Here is a 20,613-nt window from a genome sequence, read left to right on the forward strand (position 1 = left end):
GCACGGGCTCAGTCAACGGCCCTGGGTACTGACTGGAGGCTGTCAGTAGGGCGAAACGCACTGCTGACGCGGGCCGTTGTTAGGCTGGAAGGTGTTGTCCGAGGCGCGATAGGAGCGGTAGCGGTCGTAGCACCACTGCACGTGCGAGTTGCCGCGATAGACGCGGTTGTTCTCGCTGTTGACGATGGCGCCGGTGATCAGCGCGCCGGTGGCGAAAGCTGCCAGCGGAAACCAATAGTCGCCATGCCGGCGATAGCCGCGGCGATACTCGCGATAGCCGCGATGGCCGTTCCAGTAGACGGCGTCACCACGACGCGAGAAATCCCGGTTGAAGCTGCGGTGCCTTCTCCAGTCCCGATACTGCACGGTCTGAAGATCTGACGACAGACCCTGGGGTTGCGGTACATAAGCTGGCTGAGCGTTGACCGGCACCATCTCCGCCGCGAGGAACGACGCCGAGAGAGCGGTTGCCAACAGGCCGGATGCGATCTTGTTCATTGATCTTCTCCTCGATGGTTGATGGGGACGTCCTGTTTTGCGAAACGGGCCCGAATTGCAATGGTTCCCGTTCCAGCATCAGCCCATTGTGTCAGCCCATTGTTATTGTAGGGCTTTCTGAAGCAGCCCCAGGCCGGGCCATTGGCGCAGGCATCGAAAGCCGTTCACCCGCGGCGTCCCTTCGAATCCGTTCAAGAAATCCGCCTTGGAAGCCCGTCTTTTTCCGGTTGACCGGCCGCGGCACTCTCCCTATGTTCCGCGCAATTTCGAGGGCGGCGTTCCGAGCCCACGGGAGCGCGTAGCTCAGCCGGTAGAGCAACTGACTTTTAATCAGTAGGTCATGGGTTCGAATCCCATCGCGCTCACCAAAATTTTTAACACCCAAATAGATGCGAGATCCGACCCACGGGAGCTTCCATGTCCGGGGCGATCTAAGCAGCACATTTGTCTGCGTCTCCGGCAATCGGAACAAAAGCTTGCGCGCGGCTGTTTCCCTGTTGAAGGGACCGCAATTGGGATGCGGAAACAGTGGACGTACTGAACTTGGAACTGGCCAGGGCCAGGCAGCGCGTCAAGCGCGCGGAGATTTCGCTCAATCAAGCAAAACAACTGCTGGACGAGGAATGCGGCGTCGGGATCAATCTTGTGCTGTGCGACCGCATAAGGTCGGAACAGCAGCGGGTCGCGGAGGCCAGGAAGCGGCTGGTGAAGATCGCTTCGACGGCCTCAACCTGACGGAGTGACTTCCCCGAGACAGAGAGATCCTGCCGCGTTGCCTTGTCCCTGGATGGGGTCGTGGTTAAACTCGGCGCCTCCGAGGGAGGCTCCAGGATGGCACTTGACCTTTCGGTAGATGCGCAGGCGCCCAAGGCGGCGACGCCGCCGGGCAGATATCTTTTCGGCCCGGTTGCCGATTTCCTGATGCTCGGCGGCAGCGCGTTTCTGATCCTGCCACTGCTGTTCTTTGTTCCGCGCGATTATGAAGGTCCATTGGCCGCGACGATGGTCGTCGTGGCCTATCTGGTGAACTATCCGCACTTCGCCCACTCCTACCAGATTTTCTACCGCAATTTCGGCCGCAAGGCGCGCGGCGAGGGCTACGACAGAAGCCTGCAGCTCCGCTACATTTTCGCCGGCGTCATCGTGCCAGTGGTCATGGCCCTGTTCTTTGCCTATGGCGCGGCGACGTCGAACACGCGGCTGCTCGGCTTTGCGGCCAACGCGATGTTCTTTTTCGTCGGCTGGCACTACGTCAAGCAAGGCTACGGCATGCTGATGGTCGACGCCGTCCTGAAGCGCAAATTCTTCGATGACCGCGACAAGAAGGTGCTGCTCGTCAACAGCTATGCGGTTTGGATCCTGGCCTGGCTGCAGACGAATACGGCCGTGACGCAGGGGCAATATTACGGCCTTCAATATTACACCTTCGCGGCGCCGTCATGGATCACCGACATTGCCGTGCTGGCGGCCGTCGGATCGACGGCGGCCACGCTTTTCATGCTGGTCAACCGCTGGCGAAGGAATGGCCGCGGACTGCCTTACAACGGCATCGTGGCCTATGTCGCCTCGCTCTATCTCTGGATCCTGATCGCCAGGATTAACCCGCTCTGGCTGCTCGTGGTGCCGGCGCTGCACTCGCTGCAATATCTGGCCGTGGTGTGGCGCTATCAGACCAATGTCGAGCGTGACGTCTTGGATGCCGCGCGGGATCCGGAGCCGAAGATACTATCCGTGCTCGGGCCCCGCTATCGGTTGCGTGTGCTGGGATTCATCATCGGTGGCGGCGCGCTTGGCTATCTCGGCTTCTGGCTGATCCCGTTCTTGCTGACCGCCCTGGTTCCCTACGACAAACAGGTGCTCGGTTCGTCGCTGTTCTTCTTCATCGTGCTGATCTTCATCAATGTGCACCACTATTTCCTCGACAATGTGATGTGGCGCCGCGGTAATCCGGAAGTGTCGAAATATCTGTTCCGGTAAGGAAATCAGCGTTGCGGGCAAACGCGCCCGGTCACGCGATCAGCGACACGTTTCCGCCGGCGTGGCGCTCGAGCCGTCCGGCAAGGTCGAGTTCCAGGAGCACCATGGCAATCTGCGCGGCGCTCAGTCCCGTGTGGCGGATGATCTCGTCTATGCCTGTCGGCGTAGGCCCGAGCGCTTCCAGCACATCGGCGCGGTCGTTTTCGCCTGGCGGCGGCATGGCTGATATGTCGGGCGCCTCGGCAAGTGGGGCGGTTCTTGGAAGCCGGGCGCCGGCAAGCGGCGCCAGCGCGCTAAGGATATCGGCGGCTTCAGTGACCAGCGTGACGCCGTCCTTGAGCAGCGCGTTGCAGCCGGCGGCGCGCGGATCGAGCGGCGAGCCCGGCACGGCGAAGACCAGCCGGCCCATTTCGTTGGCCAGGCGCGCGCTGATCAGCGAGCCGGAGCGCTGCGCCGCCTCAACCACCACCAGTCCAAGCGCCATGCCGGCCACCAGGCGGTTGCGGCGTGGGAAATCCTGCGCGCGCGGCTGCCACCCGAAGGGCATCTCGGAAACAATGGCGCCGCCGCGATCGGCGATCTCATCGCAAAGGCCGGCATTCTCGGGCGGGTAGGGGACATCGAGCCCGCCGGCCAGCACGCCGACTGTGCCGGTCGAAACGCTGCCTTTGTGCGCGGCCGTATCGATGCCGCGCGCCAGGCCGGAAACGATGGCGTAGCCGTCTCGGCCGAGATCGGCCGCCAGCATGCGCGCCATCTTGATGCCGGCCAGCGAGGCATTGCGAGCGCCGACAATCGCCACCGCCGGCAAGCGGAAGACCGCGCCTTCGCCTTTCACCGCGAGCAGCGGCGGCGGGTTGTCGACAGTCTTCAGCAGGGGCGGATAATCGGCCTCGCCGATGCCGACGAAGCGGGCGCCGGCGCGCCGGGCGGCGTCCAGCTCGGCTTCGGCCTCGGCGATGGAGGGGATGCGGACGATGCGATTGGCGCCGCCGGAGATCATCAGCTCCGGCAGCATTTCAAGCGCGGCTTCGGCCGAGCCGAAGCGGTTGATCAGCTCACGAAACGAGGCCGGACCGACATTGGGCGTGCGGATCAGGCGAAGCCAGGCAAGCCGCTGCCGATCGCTGAGACGCGGGCCGGCAGCCAGGGCGCTCATCCCTTCGCCCCGATCTTGCCCTCGGTGCCGGCGAGCAGTCGCGAGATGTTTGCTCGATGCTTGACGATGACGATCAGGCTCATCAGCGCGAACAGGCCCGCGATCTGCGGCGTGCTTGTGACATAGAGCGCGATCGGCACGACCACCGCGGCCGCCAATGCCGCCAACGAGGAATAGCGGAACAGGAAGGCCATTGCGAGCCAGACGACGGCGAAGACAAGCATGCCTTGCCAGGCAAGGCCAAGCAGCACGCCGAGATAGGTGGCGACACCCTTGCCGCCCTTGAAGCCGAGCCAGACCGGGAAGAGGTGGCCGAGAAAGGCACCGAAACCGGCCAACAGTCCGAAGTCCGGCGAAAAATGCCTGGCGATCAGCACCGCGGCAGTGCCTTTCAGCGCATCGAGCAGCAGAGTGGCGGCAGCAAGGCCCTTGTTACCCGTCCTCAGCACATTGGTCGCGCCGATGTTGCCGGAGCCGATCTGGCGGACATCGCCGAGCCCGGCCGCACGGGTGATCAGGAGCCCGAACGGGATCGAGCCGAGCAGATAGCCGAAGACGAGCGCGATCACGTAACCCATTGTTTCCCCCATATTTCCTGCCGCCCGGTTGCTCTCCCTATGATTGACGCAATGTGCTCGATGCAACCATAGTTTGCAAGTGCTGGCCCTGCTTGGGCGTGAATTTATCATAATGGTAGAGTCGGGAGGGTTCGCCAAGCAAGTCTATGCCGGGCAGGCTGAGCAGGGCTTAAGCGATGCGGTGGCTTATGCGGAAAACACCGTGCGGCCCGCCACCACCGTTTGCAGGACCGTGCCCTGCAGACGCGCGCCCTCGAAACAGGTGTTCTTCGAGCGCGAGCGCAGACCGCTTTCGCTGACGATCCACGACGCGTCCAGATCGACGACCGCGAGATCGGCCGGCGCCCCCGGCTTCAGCGTGCCGCCCGGCAGGCCGAACAGTCTGGCCGGCGCCGTGGACAGCGTCTCGATTAGCCTCAACAGCGGCACATCGCCATTGTGGTAAAGCCGAAGCGCCGCGCCCAGCAACGTCTCCAGCCCGATGGCGCCGGCAGCGGCGTCGGCGAAGGGCAGGCGCTTGGTGTCGACGTCCTGCGGGTCGTGCGAGGAGACGATGATGTCGATCGTGCCGTCCTTGATCGCCTCGACCATCGCCAGCCGGTCGTCCTCGGCGCGCAAGGGCGGGGTCAGCCGGAAGAAGGTGCGGTATTCGCCGACGTCGTTCTCGTTGAGCGACAGATTATGGATGGCGACCCCGGCCGTGACATTGGCGCCGTCCGTCTTTGCCCGGTTCACCGCGCCGGCCGCCATCGCCGACGAGATTTTTGCCGCGTGATAGGCGCCTCCGGTCAGCCGGGCCAACGCCAGGTCGCGTTCGAGCGGGATCAGCTCCGCCTCGCGCGGAATGCCCGACAGGCCGAGCCAGCTCGCATAGAGCCCTTCGTTCATCACGCCGGACGAGGCGAGATTGGCATCTTGCGTTTCGTGCGCGATGACGCCGCCGAAATCGCGCGCATAGGTCAGCGCCCGGCGCATCACCAGCGCATTGGCGATCGTGTGGCGGCCGTCGGTGTAGGCGACGGCGCCGGCCTCGCGCAGCAGGCCGAACTCGGTCATCTCGCGGCCTTCGAGGCCCTTGGTGATCGCTGCCGACGGGAAGATGTTGACGCTAGCGGTGTCGCGTGCCGTGCGCAGCACGAACTCGACCAGCGCCACATTGTCGATCACGGGATCGGTGTCCGGCATCATGACGATGGAGGTGACGCCGCCCGCCGCCGCGGCGACGCTTGCCGAGGCGATGGTCTCGCGATGCTCGCCGCCTGGTTCGCCGATGAAGACACGCGCGTCGACAAGGCCCGGAATGATCGTCTTGCCGGCGCAGTCGACGACAGTGGCGCCTTCCGGCACGCCCTGGTTCAACGCGGCTTTCCCGGCCGCGACGATCTTGCGGCCGTCGACAATGACGCTGCCGATCTCGTCGACGCCGCGCGAGGGGTCGACAATGTGCGCCTTGCTGAAGACGGTCATGCTCATGCGCCGCGCCCTTCATGGTTGCGGCGCGGATCAAGCAGCGCCTCCATCACCGCCATGCGCACGGCGACCCCCATCTCCACCTGTTCCTGGATGACGCTTTGCGGTCCGTCGGCGATCTCGGAGGCGATCTCGACGCCGCGGTTCATCGGGCCGGGATGCATGACCAGCGCATCGTCCTTGGCGGCTTTCAGCTTCTCGGCATCGAGGCCGAAATAGCGGAAATATTCGCGGGTCGACGGCACGAAAGCGCCTTCCATGCGCTCGCGCTGCAGGCGCAGCATCATGACCACGTCGGCGTCCTTGAGGCCTTCGGCCATCGAGCGCGACACGATCACGCCCATCCTGTCGATGCCGGACGGCAGCAATGTCGAGGGCGCGACGACGCGTACCTGCGCGCCAAGCGCGTTCAGAAGCATGATGTTGGAGCGGGCGACGCGCGAATGCAGGATGTCGCCGCAGATCGCCACGATCAGCTTCGACAGCGGCCCCTTGGCGCGGCGGATGGTCAGCGCGTCGAGCAGCGCCTGCGTCGGGTGCTCGTGCGCTCCGTCGCCGGCATTGACCACCGAGCAGCCGACTTTCTGGGCAAGCAGGGCAGCCGCGCCAGCCGATTGGTGGCGGATGATCAGGATGTCGGGCCGCATAGCGTTGAGGGTCATCGCCGTATCGATTAGCGTCTCGCCCTTCTTCACCGAGGAGCTTGCCACCGACATGTTCATGACGTCGGCTCCGAGACGCTTGCCGGCGAGCTCGAAGGAGGATTGCGTGCGGGTCGATGCCTCGTAGAACAGGTTGATTTGGGTGCGGCCGCGCAGCGTCGAGGTCTTCTTTTCCGATTGCCGCGAGATCGCCACGGCCTGGTCCGCCCGATCAAGCAACAGCTCGATATCGGCGGGGGAAAGATCGCGGATGCCCAGAAGATGGCGGTGGGGGAAGAGCGGCAGGGACGAAGCGTCGGTCATCTCAAGGCGCTGCTATAGGGTGCGGTCCGGCCTGCCGCAAGCGCCAGCTTTGGATCGCGGGCGTTCTCCCCGGTATTTTCGTCGCGCGCCTTCCGTGGCTTGGGCTATAAGGCCCAGTGGCTTCGGATTCGCGACCGCGGGCTTGGAAATGGTAAGAACCTCTCGGCCAACTGAAGGATTGGGCAACTGAAGGATTGGGCGTGACCGACGAGGTGATCAACCAGCCGCCGCCATTGGCAGGCGGCAATGCGTGGCGGGGCGATCCGTTGCTCATCCAGCTGGCCGAGCGTTTTTCCGACCCCGTGCGCAAGGATCTCGATGGGCTTGGCCGGTTCGTGATGACGCAGGAAGCGCAGGAACTCGCCCGCCTCGCCAACACCGACACGCCGAAATTGCGCACCCATGACCGCCAGGGCCGCCGCCTCGATCTTGTCGAATATCATCCGGCCTATCATGCCTTGATGCGCCGCGCGATCGCCGGCGGCCTGCATTCTTCGGTATGGGAAAACGGAGATGCCGAGATCGGCCGCCGCCATCAGGTGAGGGCGGCACGCTTCTACCTGACCGCTGAGCTCGAGACGGGGCATCTTTGCCCCATCACCATGACCAGCGCCTCGCTGGCGGCCTTGATGGCAAGCCCGAAGCTTTTCCGCGAATGGGCGCCGCGCGTGACGACCCGTAAATACGACCAGGCGCAGAAGCCTCCCGTGCAGAAGACCGGGCTGACGCTCGGCATGGGCATGACCGAGAAGCAGGGGGGCACCGATGTGCGCGCCAACACCACCAGGGCGGAGCGCACGGGAAGCGGGTTCTACCGGTTGACCGGTCACAAATGGTTTATGTCAGCGCCGATGTCGGATGCCTTCCTGGTGCTCGGACAGGTTCCGGAGGGGCTGTCCTGCTTCCTCGTGCCGCGCATCCTGGGCGACGGTTCCGGCAACGGTTTCCGCTTCCAGCGGCTGAAGGACAAGCTCGGCAACCGCTCGAACGCCTCGTCGGAGGTGGAGTTTGTCAACGCGATCGGCGAGATGGTCGGCGACCCGGGCGCAGGCGTGAAGACGATCATGGACATGGTGACGCTGACCAGGCTCGACTGCGCGGTCGCTTCGTCGGCGCTGATGCGGGCGGGCCTGGCTGAGGCTGTTCATCACACGCGCCATCGCCAGGTGTTCGGCTCCAACCTGATTGACCAGCCGCTGATGCAGCGGGTTCTGGCCGACATGGCGCTCGACGTCGCCGCGGCCACGGCGCTGTCGTTCCGCCTGGCGCGCTCTTTCGACGAGGCGGCAAGCGATCGCGGCGAGGCGGCCTTTGCCCGAGCCATGACGCCGGTCGTCAAATACTGGGTCTGCAAGATCGCGCCGCAGCTGCTTTACGAGGCGATGGAATGCCTTGGTGGCAACGGCTATGTCGAGGAAGCGCCGCTTGCCCGCTATTACCGGGAGGCGCCGGTCAATGCGATCTGGGAGGGCTCTGGCAATGTCATGGCGCTCGACGTGCTGCGCGTGCTCGGCCGCGCGCCCGGCCTGTTCGAGGAGGTGCTGACCGGCATCGACCGCGATCTCGGCACCGGCGGGCGCGGCACCATCGGCGTGCTGAAGGCCGCCATGCAGGTCGCCGCGACCGACCAGGGCTCGGCGCGGCTGCTCACCGAACAGCTGGCGCTTTCGGCCGCCGCGGCGGAGCTGCGCAGGCTGGGGGCAGGGCGGATCGCCGACGCTTTCGTCGAAACGCGGCTCGGCGGCCAGTGGCGCACCACCTACGGCATGCTCGACTCGCGCCACGACGCGCGCATGATCATCGACACGCTCTATCCGCCGGTGACCTGATCCGCCTCTAAATCTCTAAATTAAGAGATTGAGCATCACGTCATCCGAAAACCGCTTCACGCCTTTTCGGCATCATGCCGTAGAGCGCATCGCGCCGAAACGGATTCGGGCGACGCGCTGTAAGTCGTTGTTGTGATGATGTCGTTGTCCCAGAACCGCTGCGCACTTCTTGGGCGACATGCATTAACGGCACATTGCCGGTCTGTGGACAGCTGTTAACCTTAACAAATGGTTTCCGTTGCGGCGAACCGTTGCAAAGCCCACTCTCAACTTTGCTGGAGTAGGGAAAGGTTAACCATGACCTCCCGAACTCCGCCAGCGGGAAACGTATGCGGCACGTGTTGAGCTCAGTTCTGGCCTTACATTGGGCGGTGGTTTTCGCCCTGCTAGCCTATGTCTGCATGGACGGCAGCCGCGGCATAGCGACGGCTCTCGGCGTGCTTGGCCTCTCCGTCCGGGGCAACCGGTTTCCGCAGTTTGAAAATGCGGCCGTGGTCGCGCCGCTTTCGATCGCGTTGTTGATCGTCGCGGTGTTGTTCTGCTGGGCCTTCGTCGAAACGCTGCTGAACGCGGCGGCAAGGCCGGACGCGGGCGAGAGCGTGGCGCGGATCGCCTTCATCTCGGCATCTTTCCTGCTTTCGCTGATCCTCATCGGCGGCGTGGCGCAAGGCATAGACGGCCTGTTCATGATCGTCGCCATCCAGATGACGGCGCTGCTTGCCTCCTATATCGCCGTGCTGGCTGAACGCCGCTCCACCTTTGCAGCAATGCACTTGCCCGAGGGTGATATCCGCGCCGCCTCGCGCATGGCGATGGGAGCCGCGCACAGTTCGCTTCTTTCCCGCATATCCGGCCGCCCGGAAAACAAGCCTGGAGGCAGGCGCTGATGCGCACGATATTCACGCTCTGGGCTGCTCCGATGGCCATTTTTTGGGGATGGTTCTTCCTGTCGGCCAACGACATGAATTTCGGCTATGCGATGCTGAGCCGACAGGTGCACGATTTCGCTTTCCAGCTCTACGGCCAGATGCTCGGCGTCGATCCGGCGATCATTCCGGGCATGGTGGCGCGGACCTGCATTTTCGACTTTTTTCTGCTCATGGGACTTTGGGCCTTCCGCCGCCGGCGCAACATCGCCGAATGGATCAGGCAGCGCCGGCACGGCGATATCAGCCCCGATCGGCTCGGCCAAGCGACTGAAGCCGGTCCAACGCTCCCTGCAGAATAAAGGCGGCGGCCGCCGAATCGATCTTGCCGGCGCGCTTCTTGCGCGAGAAATCCATCTCGATCAGTGTCCGTTCCGCAGCGACGGTCGACAGCCTCTCGTCCCAAAGCACGAAGGGCAGGTCGGAAAGCGGCGCCATGTTGCGGACGAAGGCGCGGGATTTTTGCGCACGAGGCCCTTCCGTGCCGTCCATGTTGACCGGGAGGCCGAGCACGACGGCGCCGACATTGTCCTTGTCGAGCTGAGCGAGCAGTTGGGCGGCATCCAGCGAAAATTTCTTGCGCAGGATCACCGGGCGCGGATGGGCGAAGGACAGCCCGCGATCGGAGACCGCCATGCCGATCGTCTTGTCACCGAGATCGAGCCCAGCGAGCGTCTTGCCGCCGGCAAGCCGCGCCGGCAGTTCCTCGATTGAAATAATGCCCAACGGCTTCCTCTGATATCCAGGCGTCACATCCTTTTGACGTGTAGGAGGAGGGCGCCACTTTCAATTTGCGACTAGCGTTCTATCTTCCGGCAACGGAGAAATCGAGGAAAGCGTTCATGAAACTGACCTGGTACGGACATTCGGCATTCCGCGTCGAGACCAAGGCCGCCACCATTCTCATCGACCCCTATCTGGTCGGCAATCCGTCCTGGACGGGCGGCTGGGAAGGGCCGGCGGAAGGCGTGACCCATGTTCTCCTGACTCATGGCCACAACGACCATGTCAGCGGCGCGGTCGAAGTGCTGAAGAAAACCGGCGCCATGCTGGTCGCCAATTTCGAGATCTGCATGTACCTCGTCGGCCAGGGCGTCAGCGGCGACAAGATCAATCCGGGCAATATCGGCGGCACCGTCGATTGCGGCCCTTTCACCACGACCTTCGTCCAGGCGCTGCACTCGTCCTCCTTCGGCGGCGAAGCCGGCACGAACACCTATCTCGGCAATCCGGGCGGGCTTGTCCTGCACTTCCCTGAGGACAAGACGCTCTACCACATGGGCGACACCGACATCTTCTCCGACATGGGGCTGATCAACGAATTGCACGAACCGAAGATCGGCATCGTGCCGATCGGCGACCGCTTCACCATGGGCGGCGCTGTGGCGGCCCTTGCCTGCCGCCGCTTCTTCGGCTTCGATACGGTCGTTCCCTGCCATTTCGGCACCTTCTCGATGATCGACCAGACCGCCGACAAGTTCGTCGCCGGCATGGAAGGCTCGGGCGTAAACGTGACGCTGCCGGACATCGGCAAGGCGATCACGATCTAGGTTTCTCTGCGTCGGAAGAGATCTGCTCGCAAGCCAGAAAAAGATACGCTGCAGACAGGCCGGCAAACCGTGGCAGCCACTATCACTGCGAGGGCGTGGCATTGCCGCGTAAGCGCCCGGGGAGCGACCGCGTGGCGATCGAACCGGCATGATCCGTGTTGCACGCTGAGCGCCGCGCCGCTATAGCCCGAACTGGTTTTCCCGAGGCGATAGAACATGTCCGTTGATCTTCAGACCGTGAAGCGCGTCGCGCACCTTGCCCGTATAGCGGTGAGCGAGGAGGACGCCGAGCGCATGACCGGCGAATTGAACGCCATCCTCGGCTTCGTCGAGCAATTGAACGAGGTCGATGTTTCGGGCGTCGAGCCGATGACCTCGGTCACGCCGATGGAGATGAAGAAGCGCCTGGATGCCGTCACCGACGGCAACAAGGCCGCCGACATCGTCGCCAACGCGCCGGCGACGGACGAGAATTTCTTCCTCGTTCCGAAGGTGGTGGAGTAGAGCGTGGCTGTCGAGATCGCCGTCGAGACGCCTTTGCAGGACGACGTGCGCGCGTTGGTCGCCGAACTCAACGCCGCGCTGCTCGAACTGACGCCGCCCGAGCACTGCTATCATCTCACCGTCGAGCAGATGGCCGACGAGGATACGACGGTGTTCATCGCTCGCGACAACGGCCTTGCTGTCGGCTGCGGCGCGCTCAAGCGCCATGACGATACGGTCGGCGAGGTCAAGCGTATGTACACGCGGCCTTCGCATCGCGGCCGCAAGATCGGCGCCGAGATTGTCGCACGTGTCGAGGCGCTTGCCCGGCAGGAAGGGCTGAAGCGCCTGGTCCTTGAAACCGGCGATCGGCACCCCGCCGCCTGGACCGTCTATGAGCGCGCCGGATTCTCGCGTTGCGGACCGGTGCTGGATTATCCCGATTCCGAGTGGTCGGTGTTTTACGAAAAGAGCCTTGCCTGATGAGCGATCTCACACATCTCACCATTTCCGAGGCCCGCGCCAAGCTGCGCGGCAAGGAGATCACCGCGGCCGAGATCACCGAGGCCTATCTCGCGGCGATCGATCGCGCCAATCCGGTGCTCAATGCCTATGTGACTGTGACCGCCGACAAGGCGCGCGACATGGCCAAGGCTTCCGATGCCAGGTTGGCCATGGGCGAGGGCGGCGCGCTGGAAGGCATTCCGCTCGGCATCAAGGACCTGTTCGCCACCGAAGGCATCCACACCCAGGCCTGCAGCCACGTGCTGGACGGCTTCAAGCCGCGCTACGAGTCGACCGTGACCAGCAATCTGTGGGCCGACGGCGCCGTCATGCTCGGCAAGCTCAACATGGACGAGTTCGCCATGGGCTCGTCCAACGAGACCTCCTATTACGGCCCGGTGATCAATCCGTGGCGTCGCTCGCGTATCGATACGGTCGTCATGCCGACGACCCATCAGGGCGATGGCGGCTTTGTGTCCGCCGGCGGCACGAAGACGGCGCGGACCTTGGACAACGCCCAGCTGGTGCCGGGCGGCTCGTCGGGCGGGTCGGCTTCGTCGGTGGCCGCCTTCCTTTGCGCCGGCGCCACCGCAACCGATACCGGCGGCTCGATCCGCCAGCCAGCCGCCTTGACCGGCACGGTCGGCATCAAGCCGACTTACGGGCGCTGCTCGCGCTGGGGCATCGTCGCCTTCGCTTCCTCGCTCGACCAGGCCGGGCCGATCGCGCGCGATGTGCGCGACGCCGCGATCCTGCTGAAGTCGATGGCCTCCGTCGACCCGAAGGACACGACCTCGGTCGACCGTCCGGTGCCGGACTATGAGGCGGCGATCGGCAAGCCGATCAAGGGCATGAAGGTCGGCATTCCGAAGGAGTATCGTGTCGACGGCATGCCGGAAGACATCGAGGCGCTCTGGCAGAAAGGCATCGCATGGCTGAAGGACGCCGGCGCGGAAATCGTCGACATCTCGCTACCGCACACCAAATACGCCTTGCCGGCCTACTATATCGTGGCTCCTGCCGAAGCTTCGTCAAACCTCGCCCGCTATGACGGCGTGCGCTACGGCCTGCGCGTGCCCGGCAAGGACATCGTCGACATGTATGAGAAGACCCGCGCCGCCGGTTTCGGCCGCGAGGTCAAGCGCCGCATCATGATCGGCACCTATGTGCTGTCGGCGGGCTATTACGACGCCTACTATCTGCAGGCGCAGAAGGTGCGCACGCTGATCAAGCGCGACTTCGAGAACGTCTTTGCCGCCGGCGTCGATGTGATCCTGACGCCAGCGACGCCGTCGGCCGCCTTCGGCATCGCCGACGAGGACATGGCCTCCGATCCGGTCAAGATGTATCTCAATGACATCTTCACCGTGACGGTGAACATGGCCGGCCTTCCCGGCATTTCGGTGCCGGCCGGCCTCGACGGCAAGGGCCTGCCGCTCGGCCTGCAGCTGATCGGCCGCCCGTTCGACGAGGAAACGCTGTTCCAGACGGCCAACATCATCGAGCAGGCCGCGGGCAGGTTCCAGCCGGGGAAGTGGTGGTAGCGTTGCCCCTCATCTGACAAGGGGCGATGCATGTTCTACTATCTTTCCAAGATTCTCTGGTTCTTCATCCAACCGATCAACCTGGCGATCTTCCTGCTGTTCGCCGGCCTTTTGGCCGCGCTGTTTGGGCGCCGGCGGCTGGCGGCGACGGGCAGCGTGCTCGGCATCGCGATCCTGGTCCTTTCGGCCTGGACGTCGGTCGGCGCGATGATGCTCACTCCGCTCGAAGAGCGCTTTCCCAAGCCGCCATTGCCCGAGAAGGTCGACGGCATCGTCGTGCTAGGCGGCGGCTTCGAGGGCGCCATCAATCTGGCGCGCGGCGGTTACGAGCTGAACAGCAGCGGCGACCGCATGGTGGAGACAGCGATCCTTGCGAGGCGCTTTCCGCAAGCGAAGGTCGTCGTATCGGGCGGCAACGGCTCGCTTTTTCTCGACGGCGAGGGCGACGCCGATACGGCGCCGCGGCTGCTCGGCGCCTTAGGCGTTTCCGCCGATCGCCTGATCCTAGAGGATAAATCCCGCAACACTTACGAGAATGCGGTGTTCTCGCGAAAACTGGTCGAGCCGAAGCCGGGCGAGACCTGGCTGCTGGTAACCTCGGCTTTCCACATGCCGCGCGCCAAGGCGCTGTTCGACAAGGCGGGTTTTACGACCGTTCCGTGGCCGGTCGACTATCGCACCTCGGGCAGGGAAGGCGTCGGCCTCTACCGCGACAATCCGGTCGATTCGATGCAGGCAACCACCATCGCAGTGCGCGAGTGGATCGGGCTTTTCGCCTACCGGCTGTCCGGCAAGATCGATCAGTTCTTTCCCGGGCCGGGCGGCTGACCGAGCACGGCTTGCCGCGCCGCCGAGAAGAACTGGCGGCGCACCAGCACGGCCAGAAGCACCAGCGTCGATATCACGAAGACCACCGGGTCGACGAACCAGCCGAGATAGCCGATCGAGAAGAAGACGGCGCGCAGTCCGGAGTTGAAGTGCTTGCCGGCAAGCACATTCATGCGCGTCGCCCGCCACACCGCCGTTTCGCTGACCGGGTTGCGCGAAGCCGGGCCATGCGGAGTCGGCACCGCGCCGATCAGGATCGAGCAATAGTTGAACAGGCGGTAAGCCCAGCCGAATTTGAAGAAGGCGAAGGCCAGGACAAGCACCAGGCCGAACACCTTGGTCTGGAAGGCTTCGCGTGACGAGGCCGCGCCGAAGGGCAGGTCGGCCAGAACCTCAAGCACCCGGTCAGAGGCGCCGAGCAGGGCAAAGCAGCCGCCGAGCGCGATCAGAGAAGAAGAAGCGAAGAAGGCGGTGCCTTGCTGCAGGCCGCCCATGATGGCGGTGTCAACGATGCGGATTTCACGCTCGGCCATATTGCGCATCCAGGCCTCGCGCTGGGCATTCATCGCCGTGGTCAGCGACATGCGACGGACCAGCTTGCCGTCCGAGGCGAGCGTGTGCGCAACCCAGACGACCAGGAAGAAAGCCAGCGCCGCCAGATCGGCCGCCGAAAGATGAAGTGAATCGCCCATCCAGTGCTTTTAACACAAGGGGTGCCGGCACTTCGACAGGCGGCAAGCGATGTCGCTGGCGGAGCAAACAAGGTCGGCAGCCGCCGCGCCGCGCCATGCAAAACAGCGGAAACATCCTGGGAATTCCTATATGTAAGCTTTGAGCGGTCCTCAGGAGACGACGCCCCAGTGTTCCTTTCGGTTTTCGACCTGTTCAAGATCGGCATTGGCCCATCGAGCTCGCACACGATGGGGCCGATGACGGCCGCGCGTCGCTTTCTCGACGAGATCCTGGCCGGCGACTGGCCCCGGCCCGCCGGCGTCAAGGTTGACCGCATCGGCGCCAGCCTGCACGGCTCGCTTGCCTATACCGGCATCGGCCACGGCTCCGACCGCGCCGTCATCCTCGGCCTGGCCGGCCAGACACCGCAGACGGTCGATCCCGACGAAGCCGACGGCATCGTCGCCCGCATAAGCGCGGAGAAGCGGATTTCGCCGCCTGGGCATCCGACATACCACTTCGATCCCGCCAAGGACCTCGTGCTCGACCGCAAGACGCCGCTGGCCGGCCATGCCAACGGCATGGCCTTCTATGCCTATGATGCGTCCGACCGGCTGCTGCTCAAGCGCATCTATTATTCGATCGGCGGCGGCTTCGTCGTCTCCGAGGAAGAGCTGCAGCGCATGAAGACCAAGGGCTCGGTGACGACCGAAGGCAAGAAAGTACCGTACCCCTTCAAGAACGCCGCCGAAATGCTGGCGATGGCGGCCAAGAGCGGGCTTTCGATCGCCGAGATGAAGCGCGCCAACGAGGAAAAGCATATGCCGCGCGAGGAGCTCGACGAAGGCCTCGACGCGATCTGGGGCGCGATGAAGGGCTGCATCGATCGCGGCTTGTCGCAAGACGGCATAATGCCGGGTGGGTTGAAGGTGCGCCGCCGCGCGCGGCAGCTGCACGACAAATTGCAGGAACAGTGGCAGCAGAACCGGCCAAATCCGTTGCTCGCCAATGATTGGCTGTCGATCTACGCCATGGCTGTCAACGAGGAGAACGCCGCCGGCGGTCGCGTGGTGACCGCCCCGACCAATGGCGCTGCCGGCACGCTGCCTGCGGTGCTGCGCTACTGGCTGCATTTCCATCCCGAAGCCGACCAGCCGAGCATCCGCGATTTCCTGCTGACGGCCGCCGCCGTCGGCGGCATCATCAAGTCCAATGCCTCGATCTCGGGCGCCGAAGTCGGTTGCCAGGGCGAGGTGGGTTCCGCTTCGGCGATGGCCGCCGCCGGGCTGTGCGCCGTCATGGGCGGCACGCCCGAGCAGGTGGAGAACGCCGCCGAGATCGCGCTCGAGCATCATCTCGGCATGACATGCGATCCTGTCGGAGGCCTGGTGCAGGTGCCCTGCATCGAGCGCAATGCGCTGGGGGCGGTGAAGGCAGTGACGGCGGCCTCCTTGGCCATCAAGGGCGACGGCACGCATTTCGTGCCGCTCGATGCCGCGATCGAGACCATGCGCCAGACCGGCCTCGACATGAACGAGAAATACAAGGAAACCAGCCTCGGCGGCCTCGCGGTCAATGTGGTGGAGTGCTGAGGTCTTATCGAGACCCCAGGCTGGCCCTGTGGAGAAGTCGCTCAAGGCGTTGACGCGTCAATCCTTGCGGCTAAATCTTGGGGCATGTCACTCAATCTCATCAAACTGTGCGTCGGTTGCGACAGCGTCGAGGACCTCGAAGAGTGGATCGCCTTCCGCCTCGACGAGCGGCGCCGTGCGGGCGAGCCGGCCGAGCACTGGCACACCACCCGCATGGTGCCGACGCGCGGCGATGAGATCACCGACGGCGGCTCGCTCTATTGGGTGATCAAGGGCAGCGTGCAGTGCCGGCAACTGATCACCGAGATCCGGCCCTTCGTCGACGGCGAGGGCATCGGCCGTTGTCATCTGGTGCTCGACCCTGAGGTGGTGCGCACCGACTGGCAGCCGCGCCGCGCCTTCCAGGGCTGGCGTTATCTGAAGCCCGCCGATGCGCCGGCCGATCTCGGCAAGGGCAGGGCGGCACTCGCCGAAATGCCGCCGAAGCTCAGGCTCGAACTCGCCGAGCTCGGCCTGCTGTAGCGCCGCGCCGGCCGGCAAACCCGCCGCTGGCCCTTCGGCTCGTCCGATGTGGGACTTGCAAGCGCCGGACCTTGGTCCCATCCTATTTGTTATGCTCGGTCATCCGTATGGCGGTGCTAATCGATGGGTGTGATCCTCGCTTTGGCAGCGGTGCTTGTGGTGCTTTTCGGCGCCGCCATGCTCTTTGTGCGCGCTGATCCCGCAAGGATGGCCGATAGTCTGAGATCGCTTGGACCGGCTTTTCTGGGACTGGTCGGGGCGCCCATGCTGGTCTTCGGCCGCAGCCTTATCGGCGGACTGCTTTTGCTCGCGGCGCTGGCCTGGATCGGCTGGATACGCACGAGGCGGCCTCCGGCGCGCGCCGCCGCTTCCAAACATTCGACGGTGCGCACTGCCGCGCTCGAAATGGACCTCGACCACGACAGCGGAAAGCTCGAAGGGCTTGTCCTGGCCGGGCGTTATGAAGGCAAGATGCTGGGCGCAATGGGGCTGACGGACCTGCGCCAGCTTCACGGCGAGCTCAGCCCGGACATGGAGAGCCGCCAGCTCCTAGAGACGTATCTTGACGGCCGTTTTCCCGTCTGGCGCAAGGACGCGCAGCCGCACGGTGGCGAAGGGCTGGGTGTTGCGCCAGGTGCGGGCTCCATGACTAAGGAGGAGGCCTACAAGGTCCTTGGTCTTGAAGCGGGGGCTGCCGCGGCGGATATCCGCAAGGCGCACCGCCGCCTGATGCAGCGCCTGAACGCCGATGTCGGCGGCACGTCTGTCCTGGCGGCGCGGATCAATGAAGCCAAGGACGTCCTGCTCTCCAATCACGATTAGTCTCCTTCGACGCGGGTACTTTCCCGGAGATTTCAACAGCCGCCTATTGCTCGACGGCGTAGCACGAGATTTTCTTGCGCTTCAGGGCGTCGCAGGCCTTCCAGGCGGCGTCCTTCGAGCCGAAGCCGCCGAAACGGGCGCGGTAGTAGGTGGTGCCGTCCTTGTCGAAAGCGACCGTGAAGCCCGATGCGTCCGCCAGGACCCTCGGCGCCTGCTTGCTCGTCTTTTCGAGCAGCGCCTGGGCTCCGGTTTTCGTCGGCGACGATGCAACCTGAACGACCCAGCCGGAGGGCACTGACGACGTCTTGACCGGATCGATCGCCGGTGCTGCGGGCGATGGGTCGGCATAAGCGGTGACGACCTGGGCCGAGGCTTCCTCGGTTTTGGCGGGCGGCGCCATCGCGGCCACGGCAACCGTCTTCACCTTCTTGATCTGGATCACCGGTTTCGTCTCTTCGGCGACCTGCTGGCTGTCGTCCTGGACGTCATCGTCGGCTGAGGCGACGACAGCGTCATCCGTAGCCGGCTTGGCGTCCGGAGTCGGCGCGTCATGCTTGGGCAAAAAGACCTTGGCCAAGGTCTTGATCGGATTGTCGTTGCCCTTGGCGATGAGATCGCCGCCGCCGCGCGTCGAGGCGCGCGGCAGATAGGTGTTGATCAGCGCGGCCATCTGGTTGTCGCGGCTGCGGCCGGAAGCGCCGCCCATCACCACGGCGACGAGGCGACGGTCGCCATCGGCAACGGAGGAGACGAGGTTGTAGCCTGACGCGCGGGTGTAGCCGGTCTTGATGCCGTCGACGCCCTTGATGCGGCCGAGCAGACGGTTATGGCCGTTGATGCGCTGACGGCCATATAGAAACGAGCGCTGCGAGAAATAACCGTAATATTGCGGATAATGCTCGCGGAGCGCGATGCCCAGCATCGCCATGTCGCGAGCCGTGGTGAACTGGCCGGGGTCGGGTAGGCCGTTGGCGTTGCGGAAGACGGTGCCGTTCATGCCTAGCTGGCGCGCCTTGGCCGTCATCATGCGGGCGAAATTGTCTTCGCTGCCGCCAAGCATCTCGCCAAGCGCGGTCGCCGAGTCGTTGGCTGATTTCGTCACGATCGACAGGATCGCGGTCTCGACCGGAACCGAGCCGCCGGCGCGCACTCCGAGCTTGGTCGGCGCCTCGGCGGCGGCATGAGCGGAAAACGGAACCGGGGTGTTCTTGCTGATCCTGCCCTTCGCCAGCGCTTCGAAGGTGAGGTAGAGCGTCATCATCTTGGTAAGCGAGGCGGGATAGCGCCGGCCATTGGCGTCAGCGGAGTAGAGCACCTTGCCGGTCTTGGCGTCCACGACGATGGCCGAGGCTCTTGCTGCCATTGCTGACGCTACGTCGGCGACGACAACCGTCATCGCGAGCGCGGCGATCATAATTGCCCTGAGGGAGAAAGATTTGGAGACTAGCCCCGACAACGCCTGACGCACCGTTACTTACCCTGAATTTTCGTTGCCCCGGAGGCGGCAAAGGGAGTGCCGGCCTCACTTCCAGTCAAGCTATCGCGCCCAGCGTTACCAATCCGTTTATGGTAACCGCCGCGTTCACCATTTTTCGGCAAATCGAGCTTCTCTTTAATCGAATTTTACCGGCTGCCGGCGCTGGACCCCCTGCATATCAAGGGATTCTTGACTTTTGTGCATCGCACAATATATTGAGGTGCATTGCACAAGGGCGCCCGGGGCAAAAAGGGCGTTTCAACCAAAGGGAAGTATGAAATGACCCAGACCTATGAGGACTTCACGAAATACGGCAAGGAATTTGCCGACACCGGGCTGAAGAGCTTCGCCTCGCTCACCAAGGGCGCGCAGGCGATCGCCACTGAAGCCGGCGAATACACCAAGAAGAGCTTCGAAGCCGGCACCGCCGCCTTCGAGAAGCTGTTCGCGGCCAAGTCGATCGAGAAGGCCGTCGAGATCCAGGCCGATTACGCCAAGCAGAGCTATGAGAGCTTCGTGGCCGAGGCCAGCAAGATCGGCAATCTCTATGCCGAGCTCGCCAAGGAAGCGTACAAGCCCTTCGAATCGGTGGTCGCCAAGGCGAAGTAATTTCGCCCGATCACGCCGGACACGGCCAGCGGGCCAATCAAAAGGACCCGGTCGCGGAAACGCGGCCGGGTTTTTTCATGCGTGATCGCAACCTGACGCACCTTGCCGCATTCACGATTGAGAAATTCGCTGCAGTTTGCCCACCTAGCCATATTGTCAGCTAAACAGAAGGGCTTAAAATCGTCCATCGAGAACCTACATGTTGAACTCGCATGAGGATTCGAAAAGGCTGGACTACGTGACGATCGGTTTGACTGCCACGGCAGGCGTGGTGCGAATGCAAAGTGACGGAGACCGCAACGATCCCGGTCGCGGCACCGCTGTCATCACGCGCACCAAAACCAAGACCAAGAAGCCCAGTCTCTACCGGGTCCTCATTCTGAACGACGACTACACCCCGATGGAGTTCGTCGTTCACGTCCTGGAACGATTTTTCCAAAAGGACCGCGAAGCCGCCACACGCATCATGCTTCATGTTCACAATCATGGAGTGGGCGAGTGCGGCATCTACACATTCGAGGTGGCCGAGACCAAAGTGTCCCAGGTCATGGATTTCGCCCGACAGAATCAGCATCCGCTGCAATGCGTGATGGAGAAGAAGTGAGGTA

The 20,613-nt window shown here is 63.8% G+C and carries 23 protein-coding genes and 1 tRNA gene; 16 read left to right on the plus strand and 8 right to left on the minus strand.

The window, feature by feature from the left end; genetic code table 11:
- Positions 1 to 42: 42 nt before the first annotated feature.
- Positions 43 to 498, minus strand: coding sequence for a BA14K family protein (locus FJ423_RS09860; RefSeq protein ID WP_140841227.1), 456 nt, complete (start codon positions 496 to 498; stop codon positions 43 to 45).
- A 292-nt stretch (positions 499 to 790) separates the two neighbouring features.
- Here FJ423_RS09860 and FJ423_RS09865 point away from each other — a divergent pair.
- From FJ423_RS09865 to FJ423_RS09875, 3 genes are all read left to right on the plus strand, one after another.
- Positions 791 to 866, plus strand: a tRNA-Lys gene (locus tag FJ423_RS09865).
- A gap of 160 nt (positions 867 to 1,026) precedes the next feature.
- Positions 1,027 to 1,233 carry a hypothetical protein gene (locus FJ423_RS09870; protein ID WP_140841229.1) on the plus strand — a complete coding sequence of 69 codons (207 nt, stop codon included), beginning with the start codon at positions 1,027 to 1,029 and terminating at the stop codon, positions 1,231 to 1,233.
- A gap of 96 nt (positions 1,234 to 1,329) precedes the next feature.
- A complete protein-coding gene (locus tag FJ423_RS09875; protein WP_140841231.1) occupies positions 1,330 to 2,475 on the plus strand; it encodes a hypothetical protein in 1,146 nt (381 codons plus the stop codon).
- A 31-nt stretch (positions 2,476 to 2,506) separates the two neighbouring features.
- On the opposite strand, the gene dprA is transcribed toward FJ423_RS09875, so the two are convergent.
- From dprA to FJ423_RS09895, 4 genes are all read right to left on the minus strand, one after another.
- Complete coding sequence (gene dprA / locus FJ423_RS09880; RefSeq protein ID WP_140841233.1) at positions 2,507 to 3,634, minus strand: DNA-processing protein DprA; 1,128 nt, start codon at positions 3,632 to 3,634, stop codon at positions 2,507 to 2,509.
- Positions 3,631 to 4,212: a glycerol-3-phosphate 1-O-acyltransferase PlsY gene (plsY, locus tag FJ423_RS09885; RefSeq protein ID WP_140841235.1), complete on the minus strand. Its 582-nt coding sequence runs from the start codon at positions 4,210 to 4,212 to the stop codon at positions 3,631 to 3,633. The genes dprA and plsY overlap by 4 nt, the downstream gene beginning before the upstream one ends.
- A gap of 186 nt (positions 4,213 to 4,398) precedes the next feature.
- Positions 4,399 to 5,685, minus strand: a complete 1,287-nt coding sequence (locus tag FJ423_RS09890; RefSeq protein ID WP_140841237.1) for a dihydroorotase — start codon at positions 5,683 to 5,685, stop codon at positions 4,399 to 4,401.
- Complete coding sequence (locus tag FJ423_RS09895; RefSeq protein ID WP_140841239.1) at positions 5,682 to 6,647, minus strand: aspartate carbamoyltransferase catalytic subunit; 966 nt, start codon at positions 6,645 to 6,647, stop codon at positions 5,682 to 5,684. Before FJ423_RS09895 ends, FJ423_RS09890 begins: the two co-directional genes overlap by 4 nt.
- 200 nt (positions 6,648 to 6,847) lie before the next feature.
- Between FJ423_RS09895 and FJ423_RS09900 the strand changes: the two genes are divergently transcribed.
- The 3 genes from FJ423_RS09900 to FJ423_RS09910 all read left to right on the plus strand — a co-directional run bounded on the left by FJ423_RS09900 (position 6,848) and on the right by FJ423_RS09910 (position 9,704).
- Positions 6,848 to 8,476: a DNA alkylation response protein gene (locus tag FJ423_RS09900; RefSeq protein ID WP_140545768.1), complete on the plus strand. Its 1,629-nt coding sequence runs from the start codon at positions 6,848 to 6,850 to the stop codon at positions 8,474 to 8,476.
- 329 nt (positions 8,477 to 8,805) lie between these two features.
- Positions 8,806 to 9,363, plus strand: coding sequence for a hypothetical protein (locus FJ423_RS09905; RefSeq protein WP_140628217.1), 558 nt, complete (start codon positions 8,806 to 8,808; stop codon positions 9,361 to 9,363).
- Positions 9,363 to 9,704, plus strand: coding sequence for a DUF6105 family protein (locus tag FJ423_RS09910; RefSeq protein ID WP_140841241.1), 342 nt, complete (start codon positions 9,363 to 9,365; stop codon positions 9,702 to 9,704). The genes FJ423_RS09905 and FJ423_RS09910 overlap by 1 nt, the downstream gene beginning before the upstream one ends.
- Here the strand turns inward: FJ423_RS09910 and ruvX are convergent.
- Positions 9,646 to 10,128: a Holliday junction resolvase RuvX gene (ruvX, locus tag FJ423_RS09915; protein WP_140841243.1), complete on the minus strand. Its 483-nt coding sequence runs from the start codon at positions 10,126 to 10,128 to the stop codon at positions 9,646 to 9,648. The two genes, FJ423_RS09910 and ruvX, sit on opposite strands and share 59 nt — an antisense overlap.
- A 116-nt stretch (positions 10,129 to 10,244) precedes the next feature.
- Here ruvX and FJ423_RS09920 point away from each other — a divergent pair, with 116 nt between their 5' ends.
- The 5 genes from FJ423_RS09920 (at position 10,245) to FJ423_RS09940 (ending at position 14,311) form a co-directional block, all read left to right on the plus strand.
- Entirely contained in the window at positions 10,245 to 10,952 is a 708-nt protein-coding gene (locus FJ423_RS09920) for a metal-dependent hydrolase (RefSeq protein WP_140841245.1), read from the plus strand.
- Positions 10,953 to 11,168: 216 nt separating this feature from the next.
- Positions 11,169 to 11,456, plus strand: coding sequence for an Asp-tRNA(Asn)/Glu-tRNA(Gln) amidotransferase subunit GatC (gene gatC, locus FJ423_RS09925; protein WP_140841247.1), 288 nt, complete (start codon positions 11,169 to 11,171; stop codon positions 11,454 to 11,456).
- Between the two features lie 3 nt (positions 11,457 to 11,459).
- Entirely contained in the window at positions 11,460 to 11,918 is a 459-nt protein-coding gene (locus FJ423_RS09930; RefSeq protein ID WP_140841249.1) for a GNAT family N-acetyltransferase, read from the plus strand.
- Positions 11,918 to 13,483, plus strand: coding sequence for an amidase family protein (locus FJ423_RS09935; protein WP_140841251.1), 1,566 nt, complete (start codon positions 11,918 to 11,920; stop codon positions 13,481 to 13,483). The genes FJ423_RS09930 and FJ423_RS09935 overlap by 1 nt, the downstream gene beginning before the upstream one ends.
- 30 nt (positions 13,484 to 13,513) lie before the next feature.
- Positions 13,514 to 14,311, plus strand: coding sequence for a YdcF family protein (locus FJ423_RS09940; protein ID WP_140841253.1), 798 nt, complete (start codon positions 13,514 to 13,516; stop codon positions 14,309 to 14,311).
- Here FJ423_RS09940 and FJ423_RS09945 read toward each other — a convergent pair.
- Entirely contained in the window at positions 14,284 to 15,003 is a 720-nt protein-coding gene (locus FJ423_RS09945) for a DUF599 domain-containing protein (RefSeq protein WP_140841255.1), read from the minus strand. The genes FJ423_RS09940 and FJ423_RS09945 overlap by 28 nt on opposite strands.
- 168 nt (positions 15,004 to 15,171) lie before the next feature.
- Here FJ423_RS09945 and FJ423_RS09950 point away from each other — a divergent pair, with 168 nt between their 5' ends.
- From FJ423_RS09950 to FJ423_RS09960, 3 genes are all read left to right on the plus strand, one after another.
- Positions 15,172 to 16,575 (plus strand): L-serine ammonia-lyase, encoded by a 1,404-nt coding sequence (locus FJ423_RS09950; RefSeq protein ID WP_140841257.1) that lies wholly within the window; start codon positions 15,172 to 15,174, stop codon positions 16,573 to 16,575.
- 84 nt (positions 16,576 to 16,659) lie between these two features.
- The gene (locus FJ423_RS09955) at positions 16,660 to 17,097 is read left to right on the plus strand and encodes a DUF1489 family protein (RefSeq protein WP_095765343.1); all 438 of its coding nucleotides are present in this window, start codon (positions 16,660 to 16,662) and stop codon (positions 17,095 to 17,097) included.
- A gap of 123 nt (positions 17,098 to 17,220) precedes the next feature.
- Entirely contained in the window at positions 17,221 to 17,919 is a 699-nt protein-coding gene (locus tag FJ423_RS09960; RefSeq protein WP_140841259.1) for a molecular chaperone DnaJ, read from the plus strand.
- Between the two features lie 43 nt (positions 17,920 to 17,962).
- Here the strand turns inward: FJ423_RS09960 and FJ423_RS09965 are convergent, their stop codons facing one another.
- On the minus strand, positions 17,963 to 19,387 hold the full coding sequence (locus tag FJ423_RS09965) for a D-alanyl-D-alanine carboxypeptidase (RefSeq protein ID WP_095765345.1): 1,425 nt from the start codon (positions 19,385 to 19,387) through the stop codon (positions 17,963 to 17,965).
- Positions 19,388 to 19,675: 288 nt separating this feature from the next.
- On the opposite strand from FJ423_RS09965, the gene FJ423_RS09970 reads away from it, so the two are divergent.
- Both FJ423_RS09970 and clpS read left to right on the plus strand, forming a co-directional pair.
- Positions 19,676 to 20,005: a phasin family protein gene (locus tag FJ423_RS09970; RefSeq protein WP_140841261.1), complete on the plus strand. Its 330-nt coding sequence runs from the start codon at positions 19,676 to 19,678 to the stop codon at positions 20,003 to 20,005.
- A 277-nt stretch (positions 20,006 to 20,282) separates the two neighbouring features.
- Positions 20,283 to 20,609, plus strand: coding sequence for an ATP-dependent Clp protease adapter ClpS (gene clpS, locus FJ423_RS09975; RefSeq protein WP_036258315.1), 327 nt, complete (start codon positions 20,283 to 20,285; stop codon positions 20,607 to 20,609).
- Positions 20,610 to 20,613: the final 4 nt, after the last annotated feature.

Origin of the sequence: Mesorhizobium sp. B2-8-9 (genome assembly GCF_006439475.1) — a bacterium.
GTDB lineage: Bacteria > Pseudomonadota > Alphaproteobacteria > Rhizobiales > Rhizobiaceae > Mesorhizobium.